Source organism: Ruegeria sp. G12 (assembly GCF_056533565.1).
This window is the reverse complement of record NZ_JBQFOO010000003.1, coordinates 182047-203254: the sequence shown is the minus strand read 5'-3', so window position 1 is coordinate 203254 and position 21208 is coordinate 182047. Positions and strand designations below refer to the sequence as shown.

The window sequence follows — 21208 nt, the reverse complement described above, 5'->3', positions numbered from 1 at the left end:
TTCAGTTTGCAAATCCCGTTATCCTCGGGATCGTCATGGATAGTGCGGGGACATAGGTGATCAGGAAGATCACCAGAATTTCGACCGCCAGAAACGGCAGGATTGCCTTTGCGATGGTTTCCACCTTCTCGCGCGACACGGCGGCGGCCACGAACAGCACCAGCCCCATGGGCGGTGTGGCCAGACCGACGGTCAGGTTGACGCTCATGATAATGGCGAAATGGATCGGGTCCACGCCGAGGCTGGTGAAGATGGGGCCAAGGATCGGGCCAAGGATGATGATCGCGGGGCCTGCATCCAGAAACATGCCGACGATGAACAGCAGCAGGTTGATCAGGAACAACAGGATCAGCGGGTTTTCTGAAAGGCTGAGGATCAGCGAGGCGAGTTGTTCCGGCGCATGGCTGAGGCTGACCACCGTCTTGAACGCCATCGCCGCACCGACCAGCAGCAGAACCACGGCTGAAGTCAGGCCTGCATTGCTGAGGATCTCGGGCACCTCTTTCAGGGTCAGGGTGCGCAGGACGAAGAAGCCGATGATGAAGGCGTAACCGACGGCGACGGCGGCGGCCTCGGTCGGGGTGAAGATACCGCCAAGGATTCCGCCCAGAATGATCACCGGTGTCAGCAGGGGAAAGAAGGCTTTCAGGCTGGCCTGACCGCGCTCGCCCCAGGTGTATTTGCGGCTGGCGACGGGGAAGTCGTATTTGTCGGCCATAAACTTGATCATCAGCATCAGGCCAACGCCCACCATCACACCCGGCACGATGCCTGCAAGGAACAGGGCCGCAACGCTTTCCCCCATGACATAGGCGTAGATGATCATGATGCCCGAGGGCGGGATGATCGGCCCGATCACCGAACTGGCCGCCGTTATCGCGGCGGCGAATTTGCGGGTGTAGCCCTGTTTCTCCATCGCCGGGATCAGCATCGACCCTAGCGCCGAGGTGTCGGCGACGGCCGAGCCGGACAGACCGGCGAACAGGATGGAACTCAGCACGTTCACATGCGCCAGACCGCCCCGGAAGTGGCCCATCAGGGCCTGTGAAAACTCGACCAGACGGATGGTGATGCCGCCCCGGTTCATCAACTCTCCGGCCAGCATGAAGAAGGGGATCGCCATCAGCGGAAAGCTGTCCATGCCGTTATAGACATTACGATAGAGCAGCGTGATGTCGTTGGTCTGGCCGTTCAGCCACAGCAGAATGCCAGGCGCGGCCAGCAGCGCGAAAAAGACCGGCAGGCCGATCATCAGGAACACAAGGAAGGTGGGCAGGAACCAGATCAGCATCTATTCAGCCCCCACCGGCGCATCGGCGATTTCCGGCAGTTGGTCGCCGCCGCCCATCAAAGTGACGATGGCGCGCAGGATCAGCTCGATATTCACCGAGATCAGCAGGATCACTCCGACCAGCAAGGACGCCATCATCCAACTGCGCGGCACGCGGTACCATTCATCGAAGCCGAAAGAGGTTGGGAGATACAGCGCTGCTGTTGCGAAGCGACCGCCAAAACCCGTGACCTCGGACCAGCCGATACCCACCGCGACCAGCAGCACCGCCAAAGAGACGAACAGCAGGAACAGCATCAGCACCTGCCCCAGAACGCGCGGCAGCATCATTGGCACCATGTCGATAGCCACGAACCCGCCACGCCTGAACGCGGTGGGGGCCATCAGGCCAGTCATCCACAGCATGCAGAACCGCGCGGCCTCATCCGGCCAGGGCAGGGCGTAGCCCAGAACGTAGCGGAAGAACACCTGAATCAGGATTGCGATCACCATCAATGCAATCGCAACGACTCCAACCGCGCGGCCAAAACGCAGCACGGTTTCGTTCACGAATGCAATCGGCGCAAGCGCCGATGCCAGTCCGCTCATGCGGATCCTCCCTTGTTCAGCCGCAGGTTTGGCCCGCGGTCGTCATATCGCGCTTAGTGTTGCGCGAATTGGCCGAGTTTTCCGGCGTAGAAGGTCAGCGCGTCTCCGTCCGCCATGCTGACCTTGAGCACTTTGCCCACCACGATCACGTGATCGCCTGCATCGTGATAGGCGTGCTGCTCGCATTCGAACCGTGCCAGACAATCCGGCAGCAGCGGGGTGCCGTTCTGGCATTGGTCATGTGCAATGTCCCGCAACGCAAACGCGTCTTTCGAGCAGCCAAAACACAGTTCAGCCTGTTCCGAGGATAACACGTGCACGCTGAAATGACGCGCCTTGTGGAAATAGGGGAAACGGCGCGAGTTGCGGTCGCCCGCCCACATGATCAAGGCCGGGTCCAGTGACAGGGATGAAAAGCTGTTGGCGGTGATGCAGACGGGGCCATCTTCGCTGTTGCAGGTGACGATGGTGACACCGGTGGCGAACCGCCCGAAAGCGTCGCGCAGGGTGCGGGTGTCGTCCTTATGCGGGACGAAAGTGTGGCTCATGTCCTTTGAGATTGCGTTCATCATGGTACCTCATGCCCCAGTGCCGCCTCGTACAGGCGGAACCAGCTTTCGCGATCCAGGTTGACATTCAAAGCGTCCGAGATGCCCCTGATCCGGTTCAAGTTGTTGGTGCCCAGAACCGGCAGGATGCCCGCCGGATGCGCCAGCAGAAAGGCCACAGCGACAGCGGCGCGATCCACGCCGAACTCAGCCGCGATCTCATCCGCCACGACGCCGACCGGCGGGTTGCCCGCCATCAGCGCGCCGCCACCCAGTGGTGACCAGGCCATAACCGGGTGCCCGTGCTGCTGGTGAAAGGCCAGATCGCCATTGCTGAAAGGGGTGATCTCGGCCAGCGAAATCTCGATCTGGTTCGTCACCAGCGGGGTTTTCATCGCCGATTGCAGCAGCGTCCAGTCCCACGGGCGGAAGTTTGACACGCCCACCGCGCGGACCTTGCCGCTGGCCACGACCTCGTCCAGCGCCGCGCCGGTTTCATGATGATCCATGAACGGATCGGGTCGGTGGATCAGCAGCAGGTCGATATGGTCGATGGCCATCTCGGTCAGGGATGTCTCGATCGAATGCAGAATATGCGCGCGCGAGGTGTCGTAATATTTGACCTTCACGTCCGAATAGCGGCCACAGGGCGCGACGATGTCACATTTGGTGACGATCTCCATCTTCGCGCGCAGACCGGGATTGGTGCGCAGGGCGTTGCCCAGAACCGCCTCAGCCCCGTAATCGCCGTAGATATCGGCCTGATCGAACGTGGTGATGCCCTGATCCAGACAGGCCTGTATCTTGGTCTCGACATGGCTTGCCGAGGTGTCGTTGTCATCGCCCAGCCGCCACATGCCATAGACCAGACGGCTCATCTCAAGCGTGTCGTTCAGTTTCACGCGTTGCATCAGCGGCGCTCTCCGTTGCCCAGCGGGGTGGCCGGGGTCGTCTTTGGCACGCGCCCGTATTCTTCGGGCAGCGAGCAGGTTTTCAGATTGGGCAGGACGCGTGCGCCAAAGTGCTTGGCCTCGTCCATGTGCGGATAACCCGAGAAGATGAAGGCGCGGATGCCCATCTTCTGGTATTCCTCGATCTTGGACATGACCTGATCGGTCGAGCCGACCAGCGCGGCGCCACAGCCCGACCGCGCCCGGCCCACGCCGGTCCAGAGACCCGGTTCGACATAGCCATATTCATCCGCCAGATCGCGGTTCTTGGCCTGGTGCGCCACGCCCAGCGAGGTGGAATCCAGCGCCCGCTCGCGGATCGCGCGGCCGTACTCGTCATCCAGTTTCGAGACTATGTAATCCGCGTATTCCTGCGCCTCAGCCTCGGTATCGCGGACGATCATGTGCACGCGCAGGCCATAATCCAGCGTGCGGTTGTAATTCTCGGCGACCGCGTGAACCGCTTTCATCCGTCCGGCCAATTGGTCCTTGGTCTCGGGCCACATCAGGTAGACATCGCAATGCTCACCGCACAGTTCCAGCGCCGACGGAGAATAGCCGCCGAAATAGAGCAGCGGCCCGCCGGTCTGATACGGCTTTGCCGGGTCGGCGGTCAGGCCCGAGAAGGAATAGACTTCGCCAAAATGGTTGATCTCGTCCTGCGTCCAGGCCTGTTTCAGAATCTCCACCACTTCTCGCGAGCGCTGGTAGCGGAACGCGCTGTCTGCTTTCTCGCCGGGGAAGTCGGACGAGATGATGTTGACCGTCAGCCGCCCCTTCAGCATGTGATCCAGCGTCGCGATGGTGCGAGCCAGCATGATCGGCTGCATCTCGCCGCAGCGAACGGCGGCCAGCAGGTTGATGCGGTCGGTGATCGGCGCGCAGCCGGCGACAAAGCTCAGCGTGTCCTGACCAACCTGATACGAGGATGGGCACAGGATGTTGCGAAACCCTTGCGCCTCGGCCTCTTTCACGATGCCGGAACAATGATCCCAGCTTGATCGCAGATCGCCATCGGGCACGCCCAGAAACTGATAATCGTCCGAGCACAGCGCCGCGAACCAGGACACTTCGGCCGCATCCAGATCGGGGGATGTGATGGGGACGATGGTCATTTGATTCGTTCTCCGTGCATCTTTTGACTTTCCTCTTGCGTAGCAATCACTTTGATGTAGATCAATAGTGTATCAATTTTTCCTGCGACTCAGTGAAGCGCATTCCCGATGGCAACTACGCACCGCAACCCCAACGCCCTGCCGATCTATGTCCAGATCGCCGAGCTTCTAATCCGTGATATCGCCGCCGGTCGGCTGATCGACGGAGAGCGTTTGCCGCCGGAACGGGACATGGCGGCGAACCTCAATGTCTCGGTCGGGACGTTGCGAAAATCGCTGGCCGAGCTTGAGAAAAAAGGCATGTTGGAGCGGATTCAGGGCTCGGGCAATTACATTCGCGAGACCGGAACACAGAACAGCGTCTACGCGATGTTCCGGCTGGAACTGCCCGAGGGCGGCGGCCTGCCGCGGGCCGATATCCTGTCGGTGGATCATCTGGAAAAGCCCGGTGATCTGCCTGCGTTCGGCAACTCGGACAGGGGATCGCGGGTGCGGCGGATGCGCTATCTGAATGACACAATCATCGCGGTCGAGGAAATCTGGCTGGATGCTTCCGCCGGAAAGATCGATCAGGCGCTGCTGTCGGATTCGCTCTATCGCTTTTACCAGCAGCAGCTTGGCTTCTGGATCACCCGGGCCGAGGACCGGGTGTCGGTCCGCGCTTTGCCCGGCTGGACGCCGCCCGGATTCACCAGACCCGCCGGGCAACCGGCCGGGTATATCGAACGGTTCAGTTGGTCCGAAGGGCCAGCGCCGGTCGAGTTTTCCAAAACATGGTTCGATCCGGATCGGGCCACCTATGTCCAACGTCTGAAGTAAAAGGAAACGCGCATGACCCGGACCATCCATTACGGGCTGATCGGTTGCGGCATGATGGGGCAAGAGCATCTGCACAATATCGCCTTGCTCGAGAGCACGCGTGTCTCGGCGATATTTGAGCCCGACCCGGGTATGGCGCAGATCGGGCACTCCATCGCGCCCGGGGCGCGGATGGTCTCGTCGCTCACAGACCTGCTGGCCGTCGAGGATCTGGATTGTATCGTCATCGCCAGCCCCAACCACCTGCATGTGGATCAGATCGACCAGATCGCCCAAACGCGGCCTTTACCGTTGCTGGTGGAGAAGCCGTTGTTCACCGACCCGGCGGATGCAGCGCGGCTGGAGGTGATCCAGCGCGACTACCCCCATCCGATCTGGGTGGCGATGGAATACCGCTATATGCCGCCCATCGCTGCCCTGATTGATCAGGCGCAGGTGACGGGCGGGGTGAAGATGCTGTCGATCCGTGAACACCGCTTTCCGTTTCTGCAAAAAGTCGGCAACTGGAACCGGTTCAACCGCAACACCGGCGGGACCTTCGTCGAGAAGTGCTGCCATTTCTTCGACCTCATGCGCCTGATCCTGCAATCGGACCCGGTGCGCATCACCGCCAGCGGCGGGCAGGCGATCAATCATCTGGACGAGGCATATGACGGTCAGGTTCCCGATATTTTGGACCACGGCTATGTCATGGTCGATTTCGCCAGCGGAGCGCGGGCGATGCTGGAGCTGTGCATGTTCGCGGAGGGATCGCGCTATCAGGAGGAAATCTCGGCCATTGGTCCGAGCGCCAAGATCGAGGCGCTGGTGCCCGGCCCGGGCCGCTTCTGGCCCGATCATCTGGGCGACGCGCCAGTGCCGCAACTGATCGTCAGCCCGCGCGATCCGAAAGGGCCGGTGTCCAAGAATATCCCCGTCGATCCGCAACTGCTGGCGGCGGGGGATCACAACGGCTCGACCTACTATCTGCATCAGGGGTTTCTGGCGGTTTTGCGGGGCGAGAAACCCGCGCCCGAGGTCACATTGCACGACGGCATATGGGCCGTGCGCATGGGGCTGGCCGCACAAGAGGCGTTGGAGAACGGCGAAGCGGTTCGGTTCTCGGACTAGGTTACTCGGCGGCCTCTTTCTGATGCGCCGATGCCAGCAGCGCCGCCAGTTCCGGGCGGCACGATCCGCAATTGGTTCCGGCCTGTAGTGCCTCGCCGATGGCCTCGACGGTGATCAGACCGCCGGTTTCAATCGCGGTCAGGATGGTGTTCACACCCACATCGAAACAGGAACACAGGACCGGGCCGGGATCGGGCCGATCTGCGGGCGCGCGGCCGGACAGCAGGTCGGGGCCCTGCGGCAGCGTTGCCAGATAGTCACGCATCACCGCCACCGGCCCGGGCGAGACGAACAGGGCGGCGACCAGCCGACCATTTTCGCGAAAGGCCAGTCGTGCGATGCCGCGGGCCCGGTCTTCGACCATTGTGACCTGCGCGTCAGGCACTTTGAACAGATCCCGCGCCGCCGCCTGCCAGTCGCTGACGGTGTCCAACCCGGCCAGTTCCGCCCGGTAGCCCGATTTGGTCGGCACCTGAGCCCAGTAGTCGCACGCAGGCGTCATCTCGCGATCCGACACCGCGAACCCGTACCATTTGGCGTCAAAGCGCGTCACGTTGACCACCGAGGCCTTGCTTTCCGGTTGGCCCGAGACCGGGTCCGTCGCGGCGGCGATCACGGCGTCGATGCGCGCAGAGGGGGCGGTTTCTCCGGTCCAGTGGATCGGGGCAAAGACCTGACCTTTGGTGACATCCCGCGTGATCCGGGCGCGCAGGATGGATGTGCCGTGGGGGCTGGAGACCTGAACCAGATCGGCGGGGCTTATGTGGGCCGCGCGTGCGTCTTCGGGGTGGATGTCCAGAAACGGCTCGGGCAGGTGGGCCGACAGGCGGGCGGAGAGCCCCGTGCGGGTCATCGTGTGCCACTGATCGCGCAGCCGCCCTGTGTTCAGCCAGAACGGATAGCGCGGTCCGGGCTGTGCCGCAGGCGCGCGCCATGTAACCGGCAGCAGCCGAGCTTTGCCGTCCGGGTGATAGAATTGACCGTCCGCAAAGAACCGCCCACCCTGCCGGATTGCGGTTACGGGCCAGCGAGTGGGTTTCAGGTTTTCGTAACCGGCGGCATCCAGATCAGCGAGCCCCGAGATATCGAAATCCCGCCCGAACTTTGCGGCCACGCCGGACAGGGCGGCGTATTCGCGGAAAATCTCTCTGGGTGTTTGATAGTCGAACGCGGATGTCCAACCCATCCGCCGCCCGACATCAGCCAGAACCTCCCAGTCGGCGCGGGCCTGCCCCGGAGGGGGCAGAACCGCGCGCTGGCGGCTGATCGTGCGGTCGGAATTGGTGACGGTGCCATCTTTCTCGGCCCACCCGGCGGCGGGCAGCAGCACATCGGCCAGCCGCGCCGTATCGGAGCGGGCGGTGATGTCCGAAACAACGGTGAACGGGCAGGCGGCGATGGCGTCGCGTACCGCGTCGGCCTCGGGCATCGAGACCGCCGGGTTGGTGTGGATCACCCACAGCGCCTTGATCCGCCCGTCGCCCACAGCGCGGAACATATCAACCGCTTTCAGGCCGGGGGCCTCGGGCATCGTGGGGGCTGACCAGAAATCGCGCACGGCGGCACGGTGGTCGGCGTTCTCGATATCCAGATGACAGGCGAGCATATTGGCCAGCCCGCCCACCTCGCGCCCGCCCATGGCGTTGGGCTGACCGGTCACAGACAGAGGCCCGCAGCCCGGTTTGCCGATCCGCCCGGTTGCCAGATGGCAGTTGAGGATCGCGTTGACCTTGTCGCTGCCCGCGGTTGACTGGTTCACGCCTTGACTGAAGATGGTCACGACCTTCTCGGTGCCGGTCCACATTTCGCAGAACCGGGCGATATCGTCCGGGTTCAGTCCAGTGACCGAAACGTCGTCAGCCTGAGCGCTGGCGAGGGTTTCGGCAAAGCCGTTGGTATGGGTCAGGAAATCCGTATCCACCAGCCCGCGCGCTTCAATCTGGGTTAGCAGATGGTTGAACAGCGCCACATCGCTGCCCGCCGCCAGCGGCAGGTGCAAATCGGCGCTGTCGCAGGATGCCGTGCGGCGCGGGTCGATCACGATGATCTTTGTTCCGCGTGCCTGCCGGGCGGCGATCAGGCGTTGGTACAGAACCGGGTGGCACCAGGCCAGGTTGGAGCCGACAAGCACGACCAGATCGGCCTGATCCAGATCCTCATAGGTGCCGGGAACGGTGTCGGTGCCGAACGCGCGCTTGTGGCCCGCGACGGTCGAGGCCATGCAGAGCCGCGAATTCGTGTCGATATTGGCCGAGCCGATGAAGCCCTTCATCAGCTTGTTGGCGACATAGTAGTCCTCGGTCAGCAATTGGCCCGAGACATAGAAGGCAACGGAATCCGGCCCGTGCTCGGTGATGGTCTGCTTGAACCGGTCGGCGACCAGTTGCAGTGCGTCGTCCCAGCCGGTTTCAACGCCGGATGCCACCGGGGCCGGCAGCCGCTGAGACAGGCCCACCGTTTCAGCCAGTGCCGAACCTTTGGAGCAGAGCCGTCCTTGATTGGCCGGGTGATCCGGGTCGCCGGTGACGGTCAGACCACCCGCGCCGTCCGGTTGCAGCAGAACACCACAGCCGACCCCGCAATAAGGACAGGTCGAGCGCGTGGCGCAGGCGGTCAGGTCCTTCACGCCGCGCTCCTTCGCGCCAGCGCGGTGCTGTCCAGCAGGATGCGGTCGCCGTCCAGTTGCACCGGATAGGTGGCGATCTGGCCCTCATCCGCGCCCTGCGCTTGGCCTGAGTTCAGATCGAACACCCAATTGTGCAGCGGGCATGTGACAGACTGGCCATGCACGATGCCTTCGGACAAAGGCCCGCCCTTGTGCGGGCAGGTGTCCGAGGCAGCAAAGACCTCATGTGCACCAGTGCGGAACAGGGCGATGCAGCCGACCGGGGTTTTCACCACCCGCGCGCCGCGCAGGGGGATGTCGTCGATATGTCCGATGTCGATCCAGTTCATTCTGCGGCCTCCAGTGTCAAATCGGCCAGAGGCGCAAAGCGCGGGGCCTCTTTGGCCTGCTCGGCCCATGGGTCTTTGCGGTAGATGGACTGGCTCAGCTCGAAACGCTCGACAAGCGCGCGGCGGTTGTCGAGGTCATCCACCACGGTTTCCCTGATCCAGTCGAGCCCGACCTTCGCCATCCACTTATACAGACGGTCCAGATACTTGCCGCCCTCGCGATAGGCCTGGGTGACGGCCATGACGACCTCGATCGCCTCGTCCTCGGTGGGCACCTGCACCAGCAGTTCGGTTTCCTTGACATCCATGCCGGCCGCGCCGCCGATGCTGATCTGGAAGCCGGAGTCCACGCAAACCACGCCGATATCCTTGCAGGTCGCCTCGGCGCAATTGCGCGGACAGCCCGAGACCGCCAGCTTCAGCTTGTGTGGCGTCCACGACCCCCAGAGGATTTTCTCCAGCTTCACACCCAGACCGGTGCTGTCCTGCGTGCCGAACCGGCAGTGATCGGTGCCGACACAGGTTTTCACCGTGCGCAGACCCTTGGAATAGGCATGACCCGAGACCAGACCGGCCTTGTTGAGATCGGACCAGATATAGGGCAGGTCCGCCCCCTTGACGCCCAGCAGGTCGATGCGCTGGCCGCCGGTGACCTTGACGGTTGGCACATCGTATTTCTCGGCCGCATCGGCAATGGCGCGCAGCTCGGTCGGGTTGGTGATGCCACCCCACATGCGGGGCACCACGCTGAACGTGCCGTCTTTCTGGATGTTGGCATGTTTGCGTTCGTTGACGAAGCGGCTTTGCGGATCGTCCTGATATTCAACCGGCCAATCGGCCAGCAAGTAGAAGTTCACCGCCGGGCGGCAAACATGGCAGCCGTTGCGGGTTTTCCAGCCCAGTTCCTGCCAGACAGCTTCTTGGCTCTTCAGTTCCTGCGATTTGATCAGGCGGCGGAGGTCTTCGTGAGTCAGGTCGCAGCAGCCGCAGATCGGTTGCGCGGTGGGCATCTGGAAGTCGTCGCCCAGCGTGACCTGCAGCAGTTGTTCGACCAGTCCCGTGCAGGTCCCGCAGGAGGCACTGGCCTTTGTCGTCGCCCGGATCGCACCCAGATCGGTCGCGCCATCTGCAATGGCTGCAGTGATGTTGGATTTGCAAACGCCGTTGCAGCCGCAGATTTCCGCCTCAGGCGGCAATGCTGCAACGGCTGAGAGAGGGTCCGCAGTGGCACCCCCCTGATAGGCCGGGCCGAAGATCAGTGTCTCACGCATGTCCGAGACATCCTCGCCATCGCGGATCAGGCCGAAGAACCAGTTGCTGTCGGCAGTGTCGCCATACATGACCGCGCCGACCAGCTTGTCGCCCTCCAGCACCAGCCGTTTATAGACGCCCCGGGCGGGGTCGCGGAACACGATGTCCTCGCGGGTCTCGCCCTCGGCAAAATCCCCGGCGCTGAACAGGTCGCAGCCGGTGACTTTCAGCTTGGTCGACAAGGAGCGCTGTTTGAATGCCGCTTCTTCGCCCAGCAGGGTTTGTGCCAGCACCTTGGCCTGATCATAAAGCGGCGCGACAAGGCCGAAGACCTCTCCGTGATGTTCGACACATTCGCCGACGGCATAGATATCGGCGTCCGAGGTGACCATCTGATCGTCCACATGGATACCGCGCCCGACGGCAAGGCCCGTCTTCTGCGCCAGCGCGGTGTTAGGGCGGATGCCCACAGCCATGACCAGCAGGTCGCAGGGCAGTTCGGTGCCGTCCTCCAACAGCAGCGCGCGGGCCTTGCCATCCTTGCCCGCGATCTCGGTCGACTTGGCGTTGAGCAGAACGGTGATGCCTTTTTCTTCCAGCGATTTCTTCAGCAAGTAGCCTGCGGCGGGGTCCAGTTGCCGCTCCATCAGGTGGCCCATGATATGCACCACGGTCACGTCAGCGCCGCGCGCGGCCATGCCTGCGGCGGCCTCAAGCCCAAGCAAGCCGCCGCCGATCACGACCACCTTGTTGCCCGTGCCCATGCCCATCATCTGTTCGGTATCTTCCAGATCGCGATAAGCGATGACGCCGTCCAGATCATGGCCCGGCATCGGGATCATGAACGGGGTCGATCCGGTGCCGAAGATCAGCTTGTCATAAGGCACATGACCGTTTTCGCCCTCGACCACTTTCAGTTCGCGGTCGATCTTGACCACCTTCTCGCCAAACCGGCAGGTGACCCCGCGTTCCGCATACCAGGCGTCGTCATGGGTGACGATCTCGTCATAGGTCTGATCGCCGGCCAGAACCGGGCTCAGCATGATGCGGTTGTAATTCCCGCGCGGCTCGGCGTTGAACAGGGTGATGTCGAACGCATCGGGGGCGGCGTCGGTCAGGTGTTCCAGCACCCGGCCCGAGGCCATACCGGCCCCGATGACAACAAGTCTCTGTTTCATATCAGGTCACTCCGCAGCAATGGCTTTGGGGGAAGGGGTTTTGGGCTTGGGTTTTGCGCCATGTTCGTATTCCTCGAGGAAATCCAACACCTCTTGCCGGTATTCGTAGTAATCAGGGTGGGCCAGCAGCGCCTTGCGGGTGCGCGGGCGCGGCAGGTCGACATTGGTGATCTTGCCGATTGTGGCCTGCGGGCCGTTGGTCATCATCACCACACGGTCGGCCAGCAGGATCGCCTCGTCCACATCGTGGGTAACGCAGATGGTGGTGACCTTGGTGCGGGACCAGACCTCCATCAGCACTTCCTGCAGCTCCCAACGGGTGAGGCTGTCGAGCATCCCGAAGGGTTCATCCAGCAGCAACAGTTTCGGAGACAGAGCAAAGGCGCGCGCGATGCCAACCCGTTGACGCATGCCGTTCGACATATCGGCGGCGGATTTGTCCATCGCGTCGGCCAGACCGACCCGTTCCAGATAGTATTCCACGACATCCTGCCGTTCCGCCTGACTGGCGCGTGGGTAAACGCGGTCAACTCCGACCGAGACGTTTTCCTTGGCGGTCAGCCACGGGAACAGCGAGGGCGACTGGAACACAACGGCACGCTCGGGATCCGCGCCTTCCACATGGCGGCCGTCCAGCTTGATTGCGCCTTTGGAGATTTCGTTCAGTCCAGCCGCCATGGTCAGCACCGTGGACTTGCCGCAACCCGAGTGGCCGATCAGTGAGATGAACTCGCCCCGGTTGAGTTTCAGGTTGAAATCCTCGACCACGGTCAGCGGGCCTTTGGGTGTTGGGTAGACCTTGTGCAACTGGCTGAAATCCAGATAGCGCTCGTCGATCAGGCCTGTCTGGGCCTGTTTCACCGCAGCCGGGACACCATGGATCGGGGTCACGTCGGGCAGGATGCGGGTGCCTTCGACTTTGGCTTCGATCCCCACATCCATCAGGTATTTGGTGACCTCGCCGCGCAGGGCCTTGAACGTCTCGTCATGGTTCATGGCGGACCGGTCGCGTGGGCGGGGGATCGAGACTTTGAACTCGGTCCCCAAAGTGCCGTTGGGGTTCAGCGGGATGATGCGGTCGGCCAGCAGGATCGCTTCGTCCACGTCATTGGTGATCAGGACACAGGTCTTGCGGTCGGCCTCCCAGATCTTTTCGATCTCTTCCGCCAGATTGCCACGGGTCAGCGCGTCAAGCGCCGACAGCGGCTCGTCCAGCAGCAGAACCTCGGGGTCCATCGCCAGCGCACGGGCCACGTTCACCCGTTGCCGCATTCCGCCCGACAATTCGGCAGGGCGGCGGGTGGCGGCGTGGCTCAGGCCGACCATGCGGATATAATGCGCAACCTTTTCCTCTTTCTCGGCCTTGGGCATCTTGGGAAAGACAGCATCCACGGCGAGCCGCACATTGCCCGTCACCGTCAGCCACGGCATCAAGGAGTAGTTCTGGAAGATCACCCCCCGTTCCGGCGCGGGGCCGGTGATGGGTTTGTCTCGGAATGTGACACTGCCCTTGGTCGGAAACTCGATCCCAGCCATCAGGTTGATCAGCGTGGTCTTACCGGTGCCGGAAAAGCCCAGCAGAACCACGAACTCGCCTTCTTCAACCGACAGGTTGATGTCTTTCAGCACATCCGTCGCGACGGTGCCGGAGCCGAAGGATTTGCTGACATTTTTGAACTCGATCACAGCCATATCGGTCACCGGTTGTTCGAGAAGGTGAACAGCGACTGCAGCGCATACATCACGCGATCCAGCAGGAAGCCGATGATGCCGATGGTGAACACAGCCACCATGATCTTGGCCAGCGAACTGGACGAGCCGTTCTGGAATTCATCCCAAACGAACTTGCCCAGACCGGGGTTCTGCGCCAGCATCTCAGCCGCGATCAGAACCATCCAGCCGACACCCAGCGACAGGCGCAGGCCGGTAAATATCAGCGGCAGGGCCGAGGGCAGAACCAGTTTGGTGATCTTGGTGTAGGTGTTCATTTTCAGGACCTTCGAGACGTTGACCAGATCCTTGTCGATAAAGGCCACACCCAGTGATGTGTTGATCAGCGTCGGCCACAGGGAACACAGCGTCACGGTGATGGCCGAAATCAGGAAGGATTTCGCGAACCAGCCGTCATTGGTGACGTAGACGGCTGAGACGATCATGGTCACGATGGGCAGCCACGCCAGCGGCGAGACCGGTTTGAAAATCTGGATCAGCGGGTTCAGTGCCGCATTTGCAGTAGGCGACAGGCCCGCCATGATGCCCAGCGGAACGGCGACGATGGTGGCGATCAGAAAGCCGAAGAAGACTGTTTTGATCGAGGTCCAGATCTGGTTGTAGTAACTCGGCGCGCCGGTATAGGCGACCTCTTTGACCTTTTCAGGTTGGCCTGCGTCGATGAACTTCTGGTTGCGCTTTTCGACCATCGCCTCGAACTTGTCTTTCTTGGCGGCCTTGGCCTGTGCGTCTTGATGCAGGTTGAGCGCTTCGGACCAGACCTGAGCCGGACCGGGGACAGCCCCCAGCGAGGTCTGCACCTTGGGCGCAAGCGTGCCCCACAGCAGCAGGAACGCGCAGATGGCCAGCAGTGGCACCGCCAGCAGACGCCAAATCTCGCCCATCTGGGCGCGGGGGTTATCGCCAGCAGCGGCCTTCAGAACCGGAGTGATCCAGGACAGGCCCAGAACCTGAAACCATTTGTCGGCGGCGTTGATCCGGGTGAACAGGCGGGCGCGGCGGGCCTCGCGTTCAGCATCCGTGGATAGCGTATCGTGGTCGATGGCTGTCATCTTGCGGTCTCCTGACCCGGCTTTGATCCGGGCGGGGTGGAATTCTGTGTCGTGTGGGAAACCCCGGCCACTCAGGGCCGGGGGAAAGGGGCTTAGCCCTGCACTTCGGTGCCGATGACGACCTGCTCGCCTTTCAGGCCAATCGGCAGGCTTTGCAGATAGGCGTTGGGCTGGCGGGCGTCATAGGGAATGCCGTCGATGATATCTTCGGCGGGCGTCGGGGCCTTGTAGCCATCGCTGTCCCAGGGGAAATCGGCCTTGTTCGCCAGACCTTCGTCCACCAGCATCTGTGCGGCGTCCAGATAGATGTCGGGGCGATAGACCGACTTGGCGACCTCATCATACCACGCATCGGTCTGCGGCTCGGCGATCTGGCCCCAGCGGCGCATCTGGGTCAGGTACCAGATGGCGTCCGAATAGAACGGGTAGGTTGCGTTGTAGCGGAAGAACACGTTGAAATCGGGCACCTCGCGCTTGTCGCCCTTTTCATATTCGAACGTCCCGGTCATCGAGTTCGCGATCACGTCGTAGTCGGCCCCCACATATTCCGGCTGGCTCAGCATCTCGACCGCAGCGGGGCGGTTGGCGTTGTCATTCTCGTCCAGCCAGATCGCGGCACGGATCAGGGCCTTGGTGACGGCGCGGGCGGTGTTGGGGTATTCCTCGGCAAACTCGGCGGTGATGCCGAAAACCTTCTCGGGGTTGTTCTTCCACAGCTCATAGTCGGTGATCACCGGCACGCCGATGCCCTTGAACACGGCCTGCTGGTTCCACGGCTCGCCGACGCAATAGCCGTAGATCGTGCCGGCTTCCAGCGTCGCAGGCATCTGCGGTGGAGGCGTCACGGACAGGAACACATCCGCACCAATCTGGCCGGTCACGTTGTCGGGGCTGTAATAGCCCGGATGCAGGCCGCCAGCGGCCAACCAGTAACGCAGCTCGTAATTGTGGGTCGAGACCGGGAAGACCATGCCCATGTTGAACGGCTTGCCTTCGGATTTGTACTTCTCGACCACCGGGGCCAGTGCCTGAGCCGAAATCGGGTGCTGCGGGCGGCCGTCATCCATCACCGGGATGTTCGGCTTCATCTCTGCCCAGACCTCGTTCGATACGGTGATGCCGTTGCCGTTCAGGTCCATCGAGAAGGGGGTGACGATATGCGCCTCGGTGCCGTATCCAATCGTGGCGGCCAGGGGCTGTCCGGCCAGCATATGCGCGCCGTCCAGTTGTCCGTCGATCACGCCGTCCAGCAGCACTTTCCAGTTGGCCTGCGCTTCCAGCGTCACGAACAGGCCTTCATCCAGGAAATAGCCGTTCTCATAGGCCACGGCCAGCGGGGCCATGTCGGTCAGTTTGATAAAGCCAAAGGTCAGTTCGTCTTTTTCCAGTTCCAGCGGCTCGGCCAAAGCCGGGCTGATCAAGGCGGTGGTGGCGACAAGGCCTGCGAGGAATCGCGTCATATTGGTTTGTCCCTTTCTTGGTCCCGGCCTATCCGGGTGTGAAAAACAAAAAAGCCGCTGCACGCTCTGACCGGTAGGAGGGATCAGAGAGTGAGCGGCTTTGCTCGGTCATTCCCAAACTTTGGGAGGAATTCGGAAGGCACACGCCATTGCGTGCCGATGGAGGTATCGTGAGAAAAGGTTCGGTCCGGATCAAGGAATTTTGCTGCGGCGCGGCATAAATTGCTGCCTTCGCACGGTGCGCTCCGGCAGGATGCTTATTTCTTGGGCATCAAATCTCCTGCGGGTCAAAAATGCGCCCGTCCAGAAACGCGTCCCGTTGCAGTGAAAGCTGCCCGTTCTGCGAGGCGACAGGCGTGGTGCTGCGAATCGCGCCCTCCAGCTTTTCCGAGGCTCCGGGCAGGTCGGCTCCGATCCCGGCCATCTGAGTACGGTAGATATCGCTGCGGAACACACCGCCCGCCTGTGCCAGCGCCAGATGCGGGTCCAGACCGTAGCGGTGGGCAAGTCGATGCGCGATCCATTTGGCCTGACTGCGCCAAGGGAAGTTTGCGGCCCCGTCGTGGAATTCGACAAATCCCGGCACCTCGCGCTGTTCCGCATGGCCGGTGATGGTGAACCGCCCCGACAGCGCCCGGTCGATCAATTCCGAGGGCAGGTTCAGATAAGCGTCGCGCGCGAGGATTTCAGCGGCAGCCGTGTGGCTGCCCGGCTGACCCAACCAGCGCCCGGCGCGCCAAACGGCCCGCATCAGCTTGCCCAGCAGGTGCGGTTCGGTCTCGGCCCAGTCGGTGCGCACGGCCAGCACCTTTTCCGGGGCAAAGGCCCAGATCGCCTGACCGGGCAACAACAATGCGCCCGCCTGCGATTCCACCGCGACCGAGCCCCATGGCTCACCCACGCAGAACGCATCCACATCGCCCTCGGCCAAGGCCTGAGCCATCAGGGGCGGGGGAATGGTGCGGACTTCAACGCCGACTTTTGACAGGTCTGTGGCCTCAAGCCAGCAGTGCAGCAGTTCCACGTGCAATGAGAACGGGAAGGGCACGCCAAAGACCAAAGGCCCATCCGCGACCGAGGCCAACGCGGCAGCAGCCTTGAACGGATTGTGGAAATCGAACGCGTAACCTGTGTCGCGCAGGCGCGTCTCCAACGCGCGGCTGATGCCGATGACATCGCCGTTCACCGACAGGACGGATACGGCAGATAAGGGCTGCGTGACCCCGCCCAAACCAAGTGCCATGGCCACCGGCACCGGGGACAGCAGATGCGCCGCATCCACCCGGCCAAAGGCCAGCATGTCGCGCACGGATGACCATGAGGGCGCGGCGATCAGGTCCAGTTCGACCCCTTCGGCGCGCGCCAGACCCATCTCATGTGCCACGATCAGAGGTGCGGCATCGACCAGCGGCACATAGGCGACGGGCAAGGTGACCGCGTTCATGACAACAGCCCCGAGGCCGTCACCAGCGCCTCGGCCACATCGGCGACGCGGCGGCCCTGATCCATCGCGGCCTTGCGCAACAGGGCATAGGCCTCTTCCTCCTCGACGCCGCGCGCCTTCATCAGCAGGCCCTTGGCACGGTCGATCACTTTGCGTTCTTCCAAAGCGCGTTTGGTTTCAGCCAGCTCGCGGCGCATCTGCCGGACGATCTGGAACCGGGCGATCGCTGCATCCAACACCGGTTTCAGGCGGTCCGGCTGCATCCCGTCGACCACGTAAGCCGAGAGCCCCGCCTCAATCGCGGTCGAGGCCAGATCACCCGCCGCGCCCGAGACGAACATGGCAACGGGGCGCTCTAGCGGGCCCGAGGCCAGCGTCAGTTCCTCAAGCATGTCGCGGGTTGGATTGTCGATGTCGATCAACACCACATCCGGCACCAGTGCCGCAATCTTGCGCGCCAGGCTCGAGGCATTGCCGATCACATGCACATCATAAGACCCGGACGCTTTCAGCGCATCCACGATGGCAATCGCGCGGTCCCGCTCTTCTTCGACAACGACAATAGTCAGGGTGTCAGGCATGGCCTCTTTTCACCGGGGCACCGCGAGGATCGCAAGGGTTCCAGGGTTATTCCGCTGCGGCCCCGCTTGGGGGTGCTCAAAAAACAGTCAGATGCCCGCAAGATCGTCTTAATCGCCCGTAAATTTGTCGCCTATCGGAAACTTGTGACTGCGAGCAGGGCGCTGGAGGATGTCGTTTTCCGACTTTCAAGCGTCTTTTCTGCTTGCTGCGTCGCGGCGGGGTTCTTAGGTGTGGCGGTGGGACACCCCTCCCCAACGAGGGGCGTGTATCTGGAAGGGTAATACACATGACTACCGAACAACCGGTCACGCGGCCGGCGAATCCGCGTTTTTCCTCGGGCCCCTGCGCCAAACCCCCCACATTTGATCTGACCAAACTGGCCGATGCTGCGCTGGGTCGGTCGCACCGCGCGGCTGTTGGCAAGGACAAGCTGAAAGCAGCCATTGAAGGCACGCGTGAGGTGCTGGGCATTCCGGCAGATTACAAGATCGGCATCGTTCCCGCCTCGGACACCGGCGCGGTTGAGATGGCGCTGTGGTCGCTGCTGGGTGAGCGCAAGGTTGAAATGCTGGCGTGGGAGAGCTTTGGCGCGGGCTGGGTGACCGACGTAGTCAAGCAGTTGAAGATCGACGCCGAGGTGAAGACGGCTGACTATGGGCAGATCGTCGATCTGGCCTCGGTCGATTTCGCCAATGACGTGGTGTTCACGTGGAACGGCACGACCTCGGGCGTGCGGGTTCCCAATGGCGATTGGATCGCGGATGACCGTCAGGGTCTGACGATTTGCGACGCAACCTCTGCGGCTTTTGCGATGGACCTGCCGTGGGACAAGCTGGATGTGACCACGTTCAGTTGGCAGAAAGTGCTGGGTGGAGAAGCCGCCCACGGGATGCTGATCCTCAGCCCTCGCGCAGTTGAACGGTTGGAAAGTTACACTCCTGCATGGCCGCTGCCCAAGATTTTCCGCCTGACCAAAGGCGGCAAACTGATCGAAGGCATCTTTACCGGGGCCACGATCAACACGCCGTCGATGCTGGCGGTCGAGGATTACCTGTTTGCGCTGGATTGGGCGCGCTCGGTTGGTGGGCTGCAAGGTCTGATCGCCTGCGCGGATGCCAATGCAGGTGCGGTGCATGCGTTCTGCGACCAGAATGACTGGATCGCCAATCTGGCCGAGGATGCTGCGACGCAATCGAACACATCGGTTTGCCTGAAATTCACCGATCCGCGCATACAGGACGGTGCAACATTCGCCAAAGCTGTCGCCAAGCGGCTTGAGACCGAGAATATCGCGCTGGACATTGGTGCCTATCGCGACGCCCCTGCGGGCCTGCGCATCTGGTGTGGCGGCACGGTCGAGACCTCTGACATTCAGGCCATGCTACCGTGGCTGGCCTGGGCCTTTGAGGCCGAGATCGCGGCGCAAACGGCAGCCGCCTGACCTTTCAACGGGCCGCCTGTGGCCCGGACATCTTTCCAAAATTCAAGGACCACAAATATGGCCCCCAAAGTACTCGTATCTGACAAGCTCAGCGAAACCGCCGTGCAGATCTTTCGAGATCGCGGCATCGATGTGGATTTCATGCCCGATCTGGGCAAGGACAAAGACAAACTGGCCGAGGTGATCGGTCAGTATGACGGCCTCGCCATCCGCTCGGCCACCAAGGTCACGCCGACCATTCTGGAGAAAGCCGACAAGCTGAAGGTCATTGGCCGCGCCGGGATCGGCACCGACAATATCGATAAGGATGCAGCCAGCAAGAAGGGTGTGATCGTAATGAACACGCCCTATGGCAACATGATCACCACCGCCGAACACGCGATTGCAATGATGTTCGCCGTGGCGCGGCAAATCCCCGAGGCCAGCGCCTCGACCCAAGCCGGCAAATGGGAAAAATCCAAGTTCATGGGGATCGAACTGACTAACAAGACCCTCGGCGTCATTGGCGCGGGTAACATCGGTGGCATCGTCTGCGAACGTGCGCTGGGGCTGAAGATGAAGGTCGTCGCCTACGATCCCTATCTTGGCGAGGAGAAAGCCGCACAAATGGGCGTGGAAAAGGTTGAGTTGGACGAATTGCTGGCCCGCGCCGATTTCATCACCCTGCACGTGCCGCTGACCGATCAGACCCGCAACGTTCTGAGCCGCGAGAATCTGGCGAAGACCAAGAAGGGCGTGCGCATCGTCAACTGTGCCCGCGGCGGTCTGGTCGATGAAGAGGCGCTGGCCGAGATGCTGCAATCGGGCCATGTAGCCGGTGCGGCCTTTGACGTGTTCAGCGTGGAACCGGCCAAGGAGAACCCGCTGTTCAACCTGCCCAACGTGGTCTGCACGCCTCACTTAGGTGCGGCGACCACCGAAGCGCAGGAGAATGTGGCGCTGCAGGTGGCCGAGCAGATCTCGAACTACCTGCTGACCGGCGCGGTGGAGAATGCGCTGAACATGCCCAGCGTCACGGCGGAAGAGGCCAAGGTCATGGGCCCGTGGATCAAGCTGGCCGGTCATCTGGGCAGCTTTATCGGCCAGATGACGGACGAGCCGGTAAAGGCGATCAACATCCTCTATGATGGGGTGGCAGCCGAGATGAACCTTGCCGCCCTGAATTGCGCCGTGATCGCGGGGATCATGAAAAAGTTCAATCCCGAGGTGAACATGGTCTCGGCCCCCGTTGTCGCCAAAGAGCGTGGCATTCAGTTGTCGACCACCAATCAGGACAAGTCAGGTGCCTTCGAGGGCTACATCAAGGTCACCGTTGTCACCGACAAGCGCGAGCGCTCGATCGGCGGCACAGTGTTCAGCGATGGCAAGCCACGTTTCATCCAGATCAAAGGCATCAATATCGATGCCGAGATCGGTCGCCATATGCTCTATACCACCAACGAGGATGTGCCGGGCATCATCGGGGCGCTGGGGCAGACCATGGGCGAGAATGGCGTAAACATCGCCAACTTTACCCTTGGCCGCGCCGGGGCAGGCGGCGAGGCGATTGCCCTGCTTTATGTCGATGAACCCGTTCCCGCCGAGGCGCGGGCCAAGCTGGCGGAAACCGGTCTGTTCACCCAGATCAAACCACTGGAGTTTGACGTGGCCTGAGGGTCGCACATGTTGCTGACATTTGGACCCGGGCCGAGTT

At 62.0% G+C, this 21208-nt stretch carries 17 protein-coding genes; 4 read left to right on the top strand and 13 right to left on the bottom strand.

Going from position 1 to position 21208, the window contains the following annotated elements; genetic code table 11:
• Position 1: 1 nt before the first annotated feature.
• Genes ACR0JN_RS08720 through ACR0JN_RS08700 form a run of 5 tightly spaced genes read right to left on the bottom strand, consistent with a single transcriptional unit; the run spans position 2 to position 4492 of the window.
• Complete coding sequence (locus ACR0JN_RS08720) at positions 2 to 1291, bottom strand: TRAP transporter large permease (RefSeq protein ID WP_480885183.1); 1290 nt, start codon at positions 1289 to 1291, stop codon at positions 2 to 4.
• A complete protein-coding gene (locus tag ACR0JN_RS08715; RefSeq protein ID WP_480885182.1) occupies positions 1292 to 1879 on the bottom strand; it encodes a TRAP transporter small permease in 588 nt (195 codons plus the stop codon).
• 53 nt (positions 1880 to 1932) lie between these two features.
• Complete coding sequence (locus ACR0JN_RS08710; RefSeq protein ID WP_480885181.1) at positions 1933 to 2448, bottom strand: flavin reductase family protein; 516 nt, start codon at positions 2446 to 2448, stop codon at positions 1933 to 1935.
• Positions 2448 to 3338, bottom strand: coding sequence for an aldo/keto reductase (locus ACR0JN_RS08705; protein ID WP_480885180.1), 891 nt, complete (start codon positions 3336 to 3338; stop codon positions 2448 to 2450). Before ACR0JN_RS08705 ends, ACR0JN_RS08710 begins: the two co-directional genes overlap by 1 nt.
• Entirely contained in the window at positions 3338 to 4492 is a 1155-nt protein-coding gene (locus tag ACR0JN_RS08700; RefSeq protein WP_480885179.1) for an LLM class flavin-dependent oxidoreductase, read from the bottom strand. Before ACR0JN_RS08700 ends, ACR0JN_RS08705 begins: the two co-directional genes overlap by 1 nt.
• Before the next feature lie 108 nt (positions 4493 to 4600).
• Between ACR0JN_RS08700 and ACR0JN_RS08695 the strand changes: the two genes are divergently transcribed.
• Both ACR0JN_RS08695 and ACR0JN_RS08690 read left to right on the top strand, forming a co-directional pair.
• Positions 4601 to 5311, top strand: a complete 711-nt coding sequence (locus tag ACR0JN_RS08695) for a GntR family transcriptional regulator (RefSeq protein WP_480885178.1) — start codon at positions 4601 to 4603, stop codon at positions 5309 to 5311.
• Between the two features lie 12 nt (positions 5312 to 5323).
• On the top strand, positions 5324 to 6421 hold the full coding sequence (locus ACR0JN_RS08690; protein ID WP_480885177.1) for a Gfo/Idh/MocA family protein: 1098 nt from the start codon (positions 5324 to 5326) through the stop codon (positions 6419 to 6421).
• Between the two features lies 1 nt (position 6422).
• Here the strand turns inward: ACR0JN_RS08690 and ACR0JN_RS08685 are convergent, their stop codons facing one another.
• The 8 genes from ACR0JN_RS08685 to ACR0JN_RS08650 form a co-directional block, all read right to left on the bottom strand.
• Positions 6423 to 9047, bottom strand: coding sequence for a molybdopterin-dependent oxidoreductase (locus ACR0JN_RS08685; RefSeq protein WP_480885176.1), 2625 nt, complete (start codon positions 9045 to 9047; stop codon positions 6423 to 6425).
• The gene (gene nirD / locus ACR0JN_RS08680) at positions 9044 to 9376 is read right to left on the bottom strand and encodes a nitrite reductase small subunit NirD (protein ID WP_480885175.1); all 333 of its coding nucleotides are present in this window, start codon (positions 9374 to 9376) and stop codon (positions 9044 to 9046) included. Before nirD ends, ACR0JN_RS08685 begins: the two co-directional genes overlap by 4 nt.
• Entirely contained in the window at positions 9373 to 11805 is a 2433-nt protein-coding gene (nirB, locus tag ACR0JN_RS08675; RefSeq protein ID WP_480885174.1) for a nitrite reductase large subunit NirB, read from the bottom strand. Before nirB ends, nirD begins: the two co-directional genes overlap by 4 nt.
• A gap of 6 nt (positions 11806 to 11811) precedes the next feature.
• Positions 11812 to 13497: an ABC transporter ATP-binding protein gene (locus ACR0JN_RS08670; RefSeq protein ID WP_480885173.1), complete on the bottom strand. Its 1686-nt coding sequence runs from the start codon at positions 13495 to 13497 to the stop codon at positions 11812 to 11814.
• A 5-nt stretch (positions 13498 to 13502) separates the two neighbouring features.
• Positions 13503 to 14588, bottom strand: a complete 1086-nt coding sequence (locus ACR0JN_RS08665; protein WP_480885172.1) for an ABC transporter permease — start codon at positions 14586 to 14588, stop codon at positions 13503 to 13505.
• Positions 14589 to 14680: 92 nt separating this feature from the next.
• The gene (locus ACR0JN_RS08660; protein WP_480885171.1) at positions 14681 to 16048 is read right to left on the bottom strand and encodes a CmpA/NrtA family ABC transporter substrate-binding protein; all 1368 of its coding nucleotides are present in this window, start codon (positions 16046 to 16048) and stop codon (positions 14681 to 14683) included.
• A 271-nt stretch (positions 16049 to 16319) separates the two neighbouring features.
• On the bottom strand, positions 16320 to 17492 hold the full coding sequence (locus tag ACR0JN_RS08655; RefSeq protein ID WP_480885170.1) for a CmpA/NrtA family ABC transporter substrate-binding protein: 1173 nt from the start codon (positions 17490 to 17492) through the stop codon (positions 16320 to 16322).
• Entirely contained in the window at positions 17489 to 18073 is a 585-nt protein-coding gene (locus ACR0JN_RS08650) for an ANTAR domain-containing response regulator (protein ID WP_480885169.1), read from the bottom strand. The genes ACR0JN_RS08655 and ACR0JN_RS08650 overlap by 4 nt, the downstream gene beginning before the upstream one ends.
• Before the next feature lie 287 nt (positions 18074 to 18360).
• Here ACR0JN_RS08650 and ACR0JN_RS08645 point away from each other — a divergent pair, with 287 nt between their 5' ends.
• Positions 18361 to 19515: a phosphoserine transaminase gene (locus tag ACR0JN_RS08645; RefSeq protein WP_480885168.1), complete on the top strand. Its 1155-nt coding sequence runs from the start codon at positions 18361 to 18363 to the stop codon at positions 19513 to 19515.
• A 57-nt stretch (positions 19516 to 19572) separates the two neighbouring features.
• The gene (gene serA, locus ACR0JN_RS08640; protein ID WP_480885167.1) at positions 19573 to 21168 is read left to right on the top strand and encodes a phosphoglycerate dehydrogenase; all 1596 of its coding nucleotides are present in this window, start codon (positions 19573 to 19575) and stop codon (positions 21166 to 21168) included.
• Positions 21169 to 21208: the final 40 nt, after the last annotated feature.

Excerpts from the sequence above, each read along its gene's own strand:
- ACR0JN_RS08710 (WP_480885181.1), bottom strand. The coding sequence starts at position 2,448 with ATGAACGCAATCTCAAAGGACATGAGCCACACTTTCGTCCCGCATAAG.
- ACR0JN_RS08695 (WP_480885178.1), top strand. The coding sequence starts at position 4,601 with ATGGCAACTACGCACCGCAACCCCAACGCCCTGCCGATCTATGTCCAG.
- ACR0JN_RS08670 (WP_480885173.1), bottom strand. The coding sequence starts at position 13,497 with ATGGCTGTGATCGAGTTCAAAAATGTCAGCAAATCCTTCGGCTCCGGC.
- serA (WP_480885167.1), top strand. The coding sequence starts at position 19,573 with ATGGCCCCCAAAGTACTCGTATCTGACAAGCTCAGCGAAACCGCCGTG.
- ACR0JN_RS08645 (WP_480885168.1), top strand. The coding sequence starts at position 18,361 with ATGACTACCGAACAACCGGTCACGCGGCCGGCGAATCCGCGTTTTTCC.
- ACR0JN_RS08690 (WP_480885177.1), top strand. The coding sequence starts at position 5,324 with ATGACCCGGACCATCCATTACGGGCTGATCGGTTGCGGCATGATGGGG.
- nirB (WP_480885174.1), bottom strand. The coding sequence starts at position 11,805 with ATGAAACAGAGACTTGTTGTCATCGGGGCCGGTATGGCCTCGGGCCGG.
- ACR0JN_RS08655 (WP_480885170.1), bottom strand. The coding sequence starts at position 17,492 with ATGAACGCGGTCACCTTGCCCGTCGCCTATGTGCCGCTGGTCGATGCC.
- ACR0JN_RS08660 (WP_480885171.1), bottom strand. The coding sequence starts at position 16,048 with ATGACGCGATTCCTCGCAGGCCTTGTCGCCACCACCGCCTTGATCAGC.
- ACR0JN_RS08715 (WP_480885182.1), bottom strand. The coding sequence starts at position 1,879 with ATGAGCGGACTGGCATCGGCGCTTGCGCCGATTGCATTCGTGAACGAA.
- ACR0JN_RS08700 (WP_480885179.1), bottom strand. The coding sequence starts at position 4,492 with ATGACCATCGTCCCCATCACATCCCCCGATCTGGATGCGGCCGAAGTG.
- nirD (WP_480885175.1), bottom strand. The coding sequence starts at position 9,376 with ATGAACTGGATCGACATCGGACATATCGACGACATCCCCCTGCGCGGC.
- ACR0JN_RS08650 (WP_480885169.1), bottom strand. The coding sequence starts at position 18,073 with ATGCCTGACACCCTGACTATTGTCGTTGTCGAAGAAGAGCGGGACCGC.
- ACR0JN_RS08720 (WP_480885183.1), bottom strand. The coding sequence starts at position 1,291 with ATGCTGATCTGGTTCCTGCCCACCTTCCTTGTGTTCCTGATGATCGGC.
- ACR0JN_RS08665 (WP_480885172.1), bottom strand. The coding sequence starts at position 14,588 with ATGACAGCCATCGACCACGATACGCTATCCACGGATGCTGAACGCGAG.
- ACR0JN_RS08705 (WP_480885180.1), bottom strand. The coding sequence starts at position 3,338 with ATGCAACGCGTGAAACTGAACGACACGCTTGAGATGAGCCGTCTGGTC.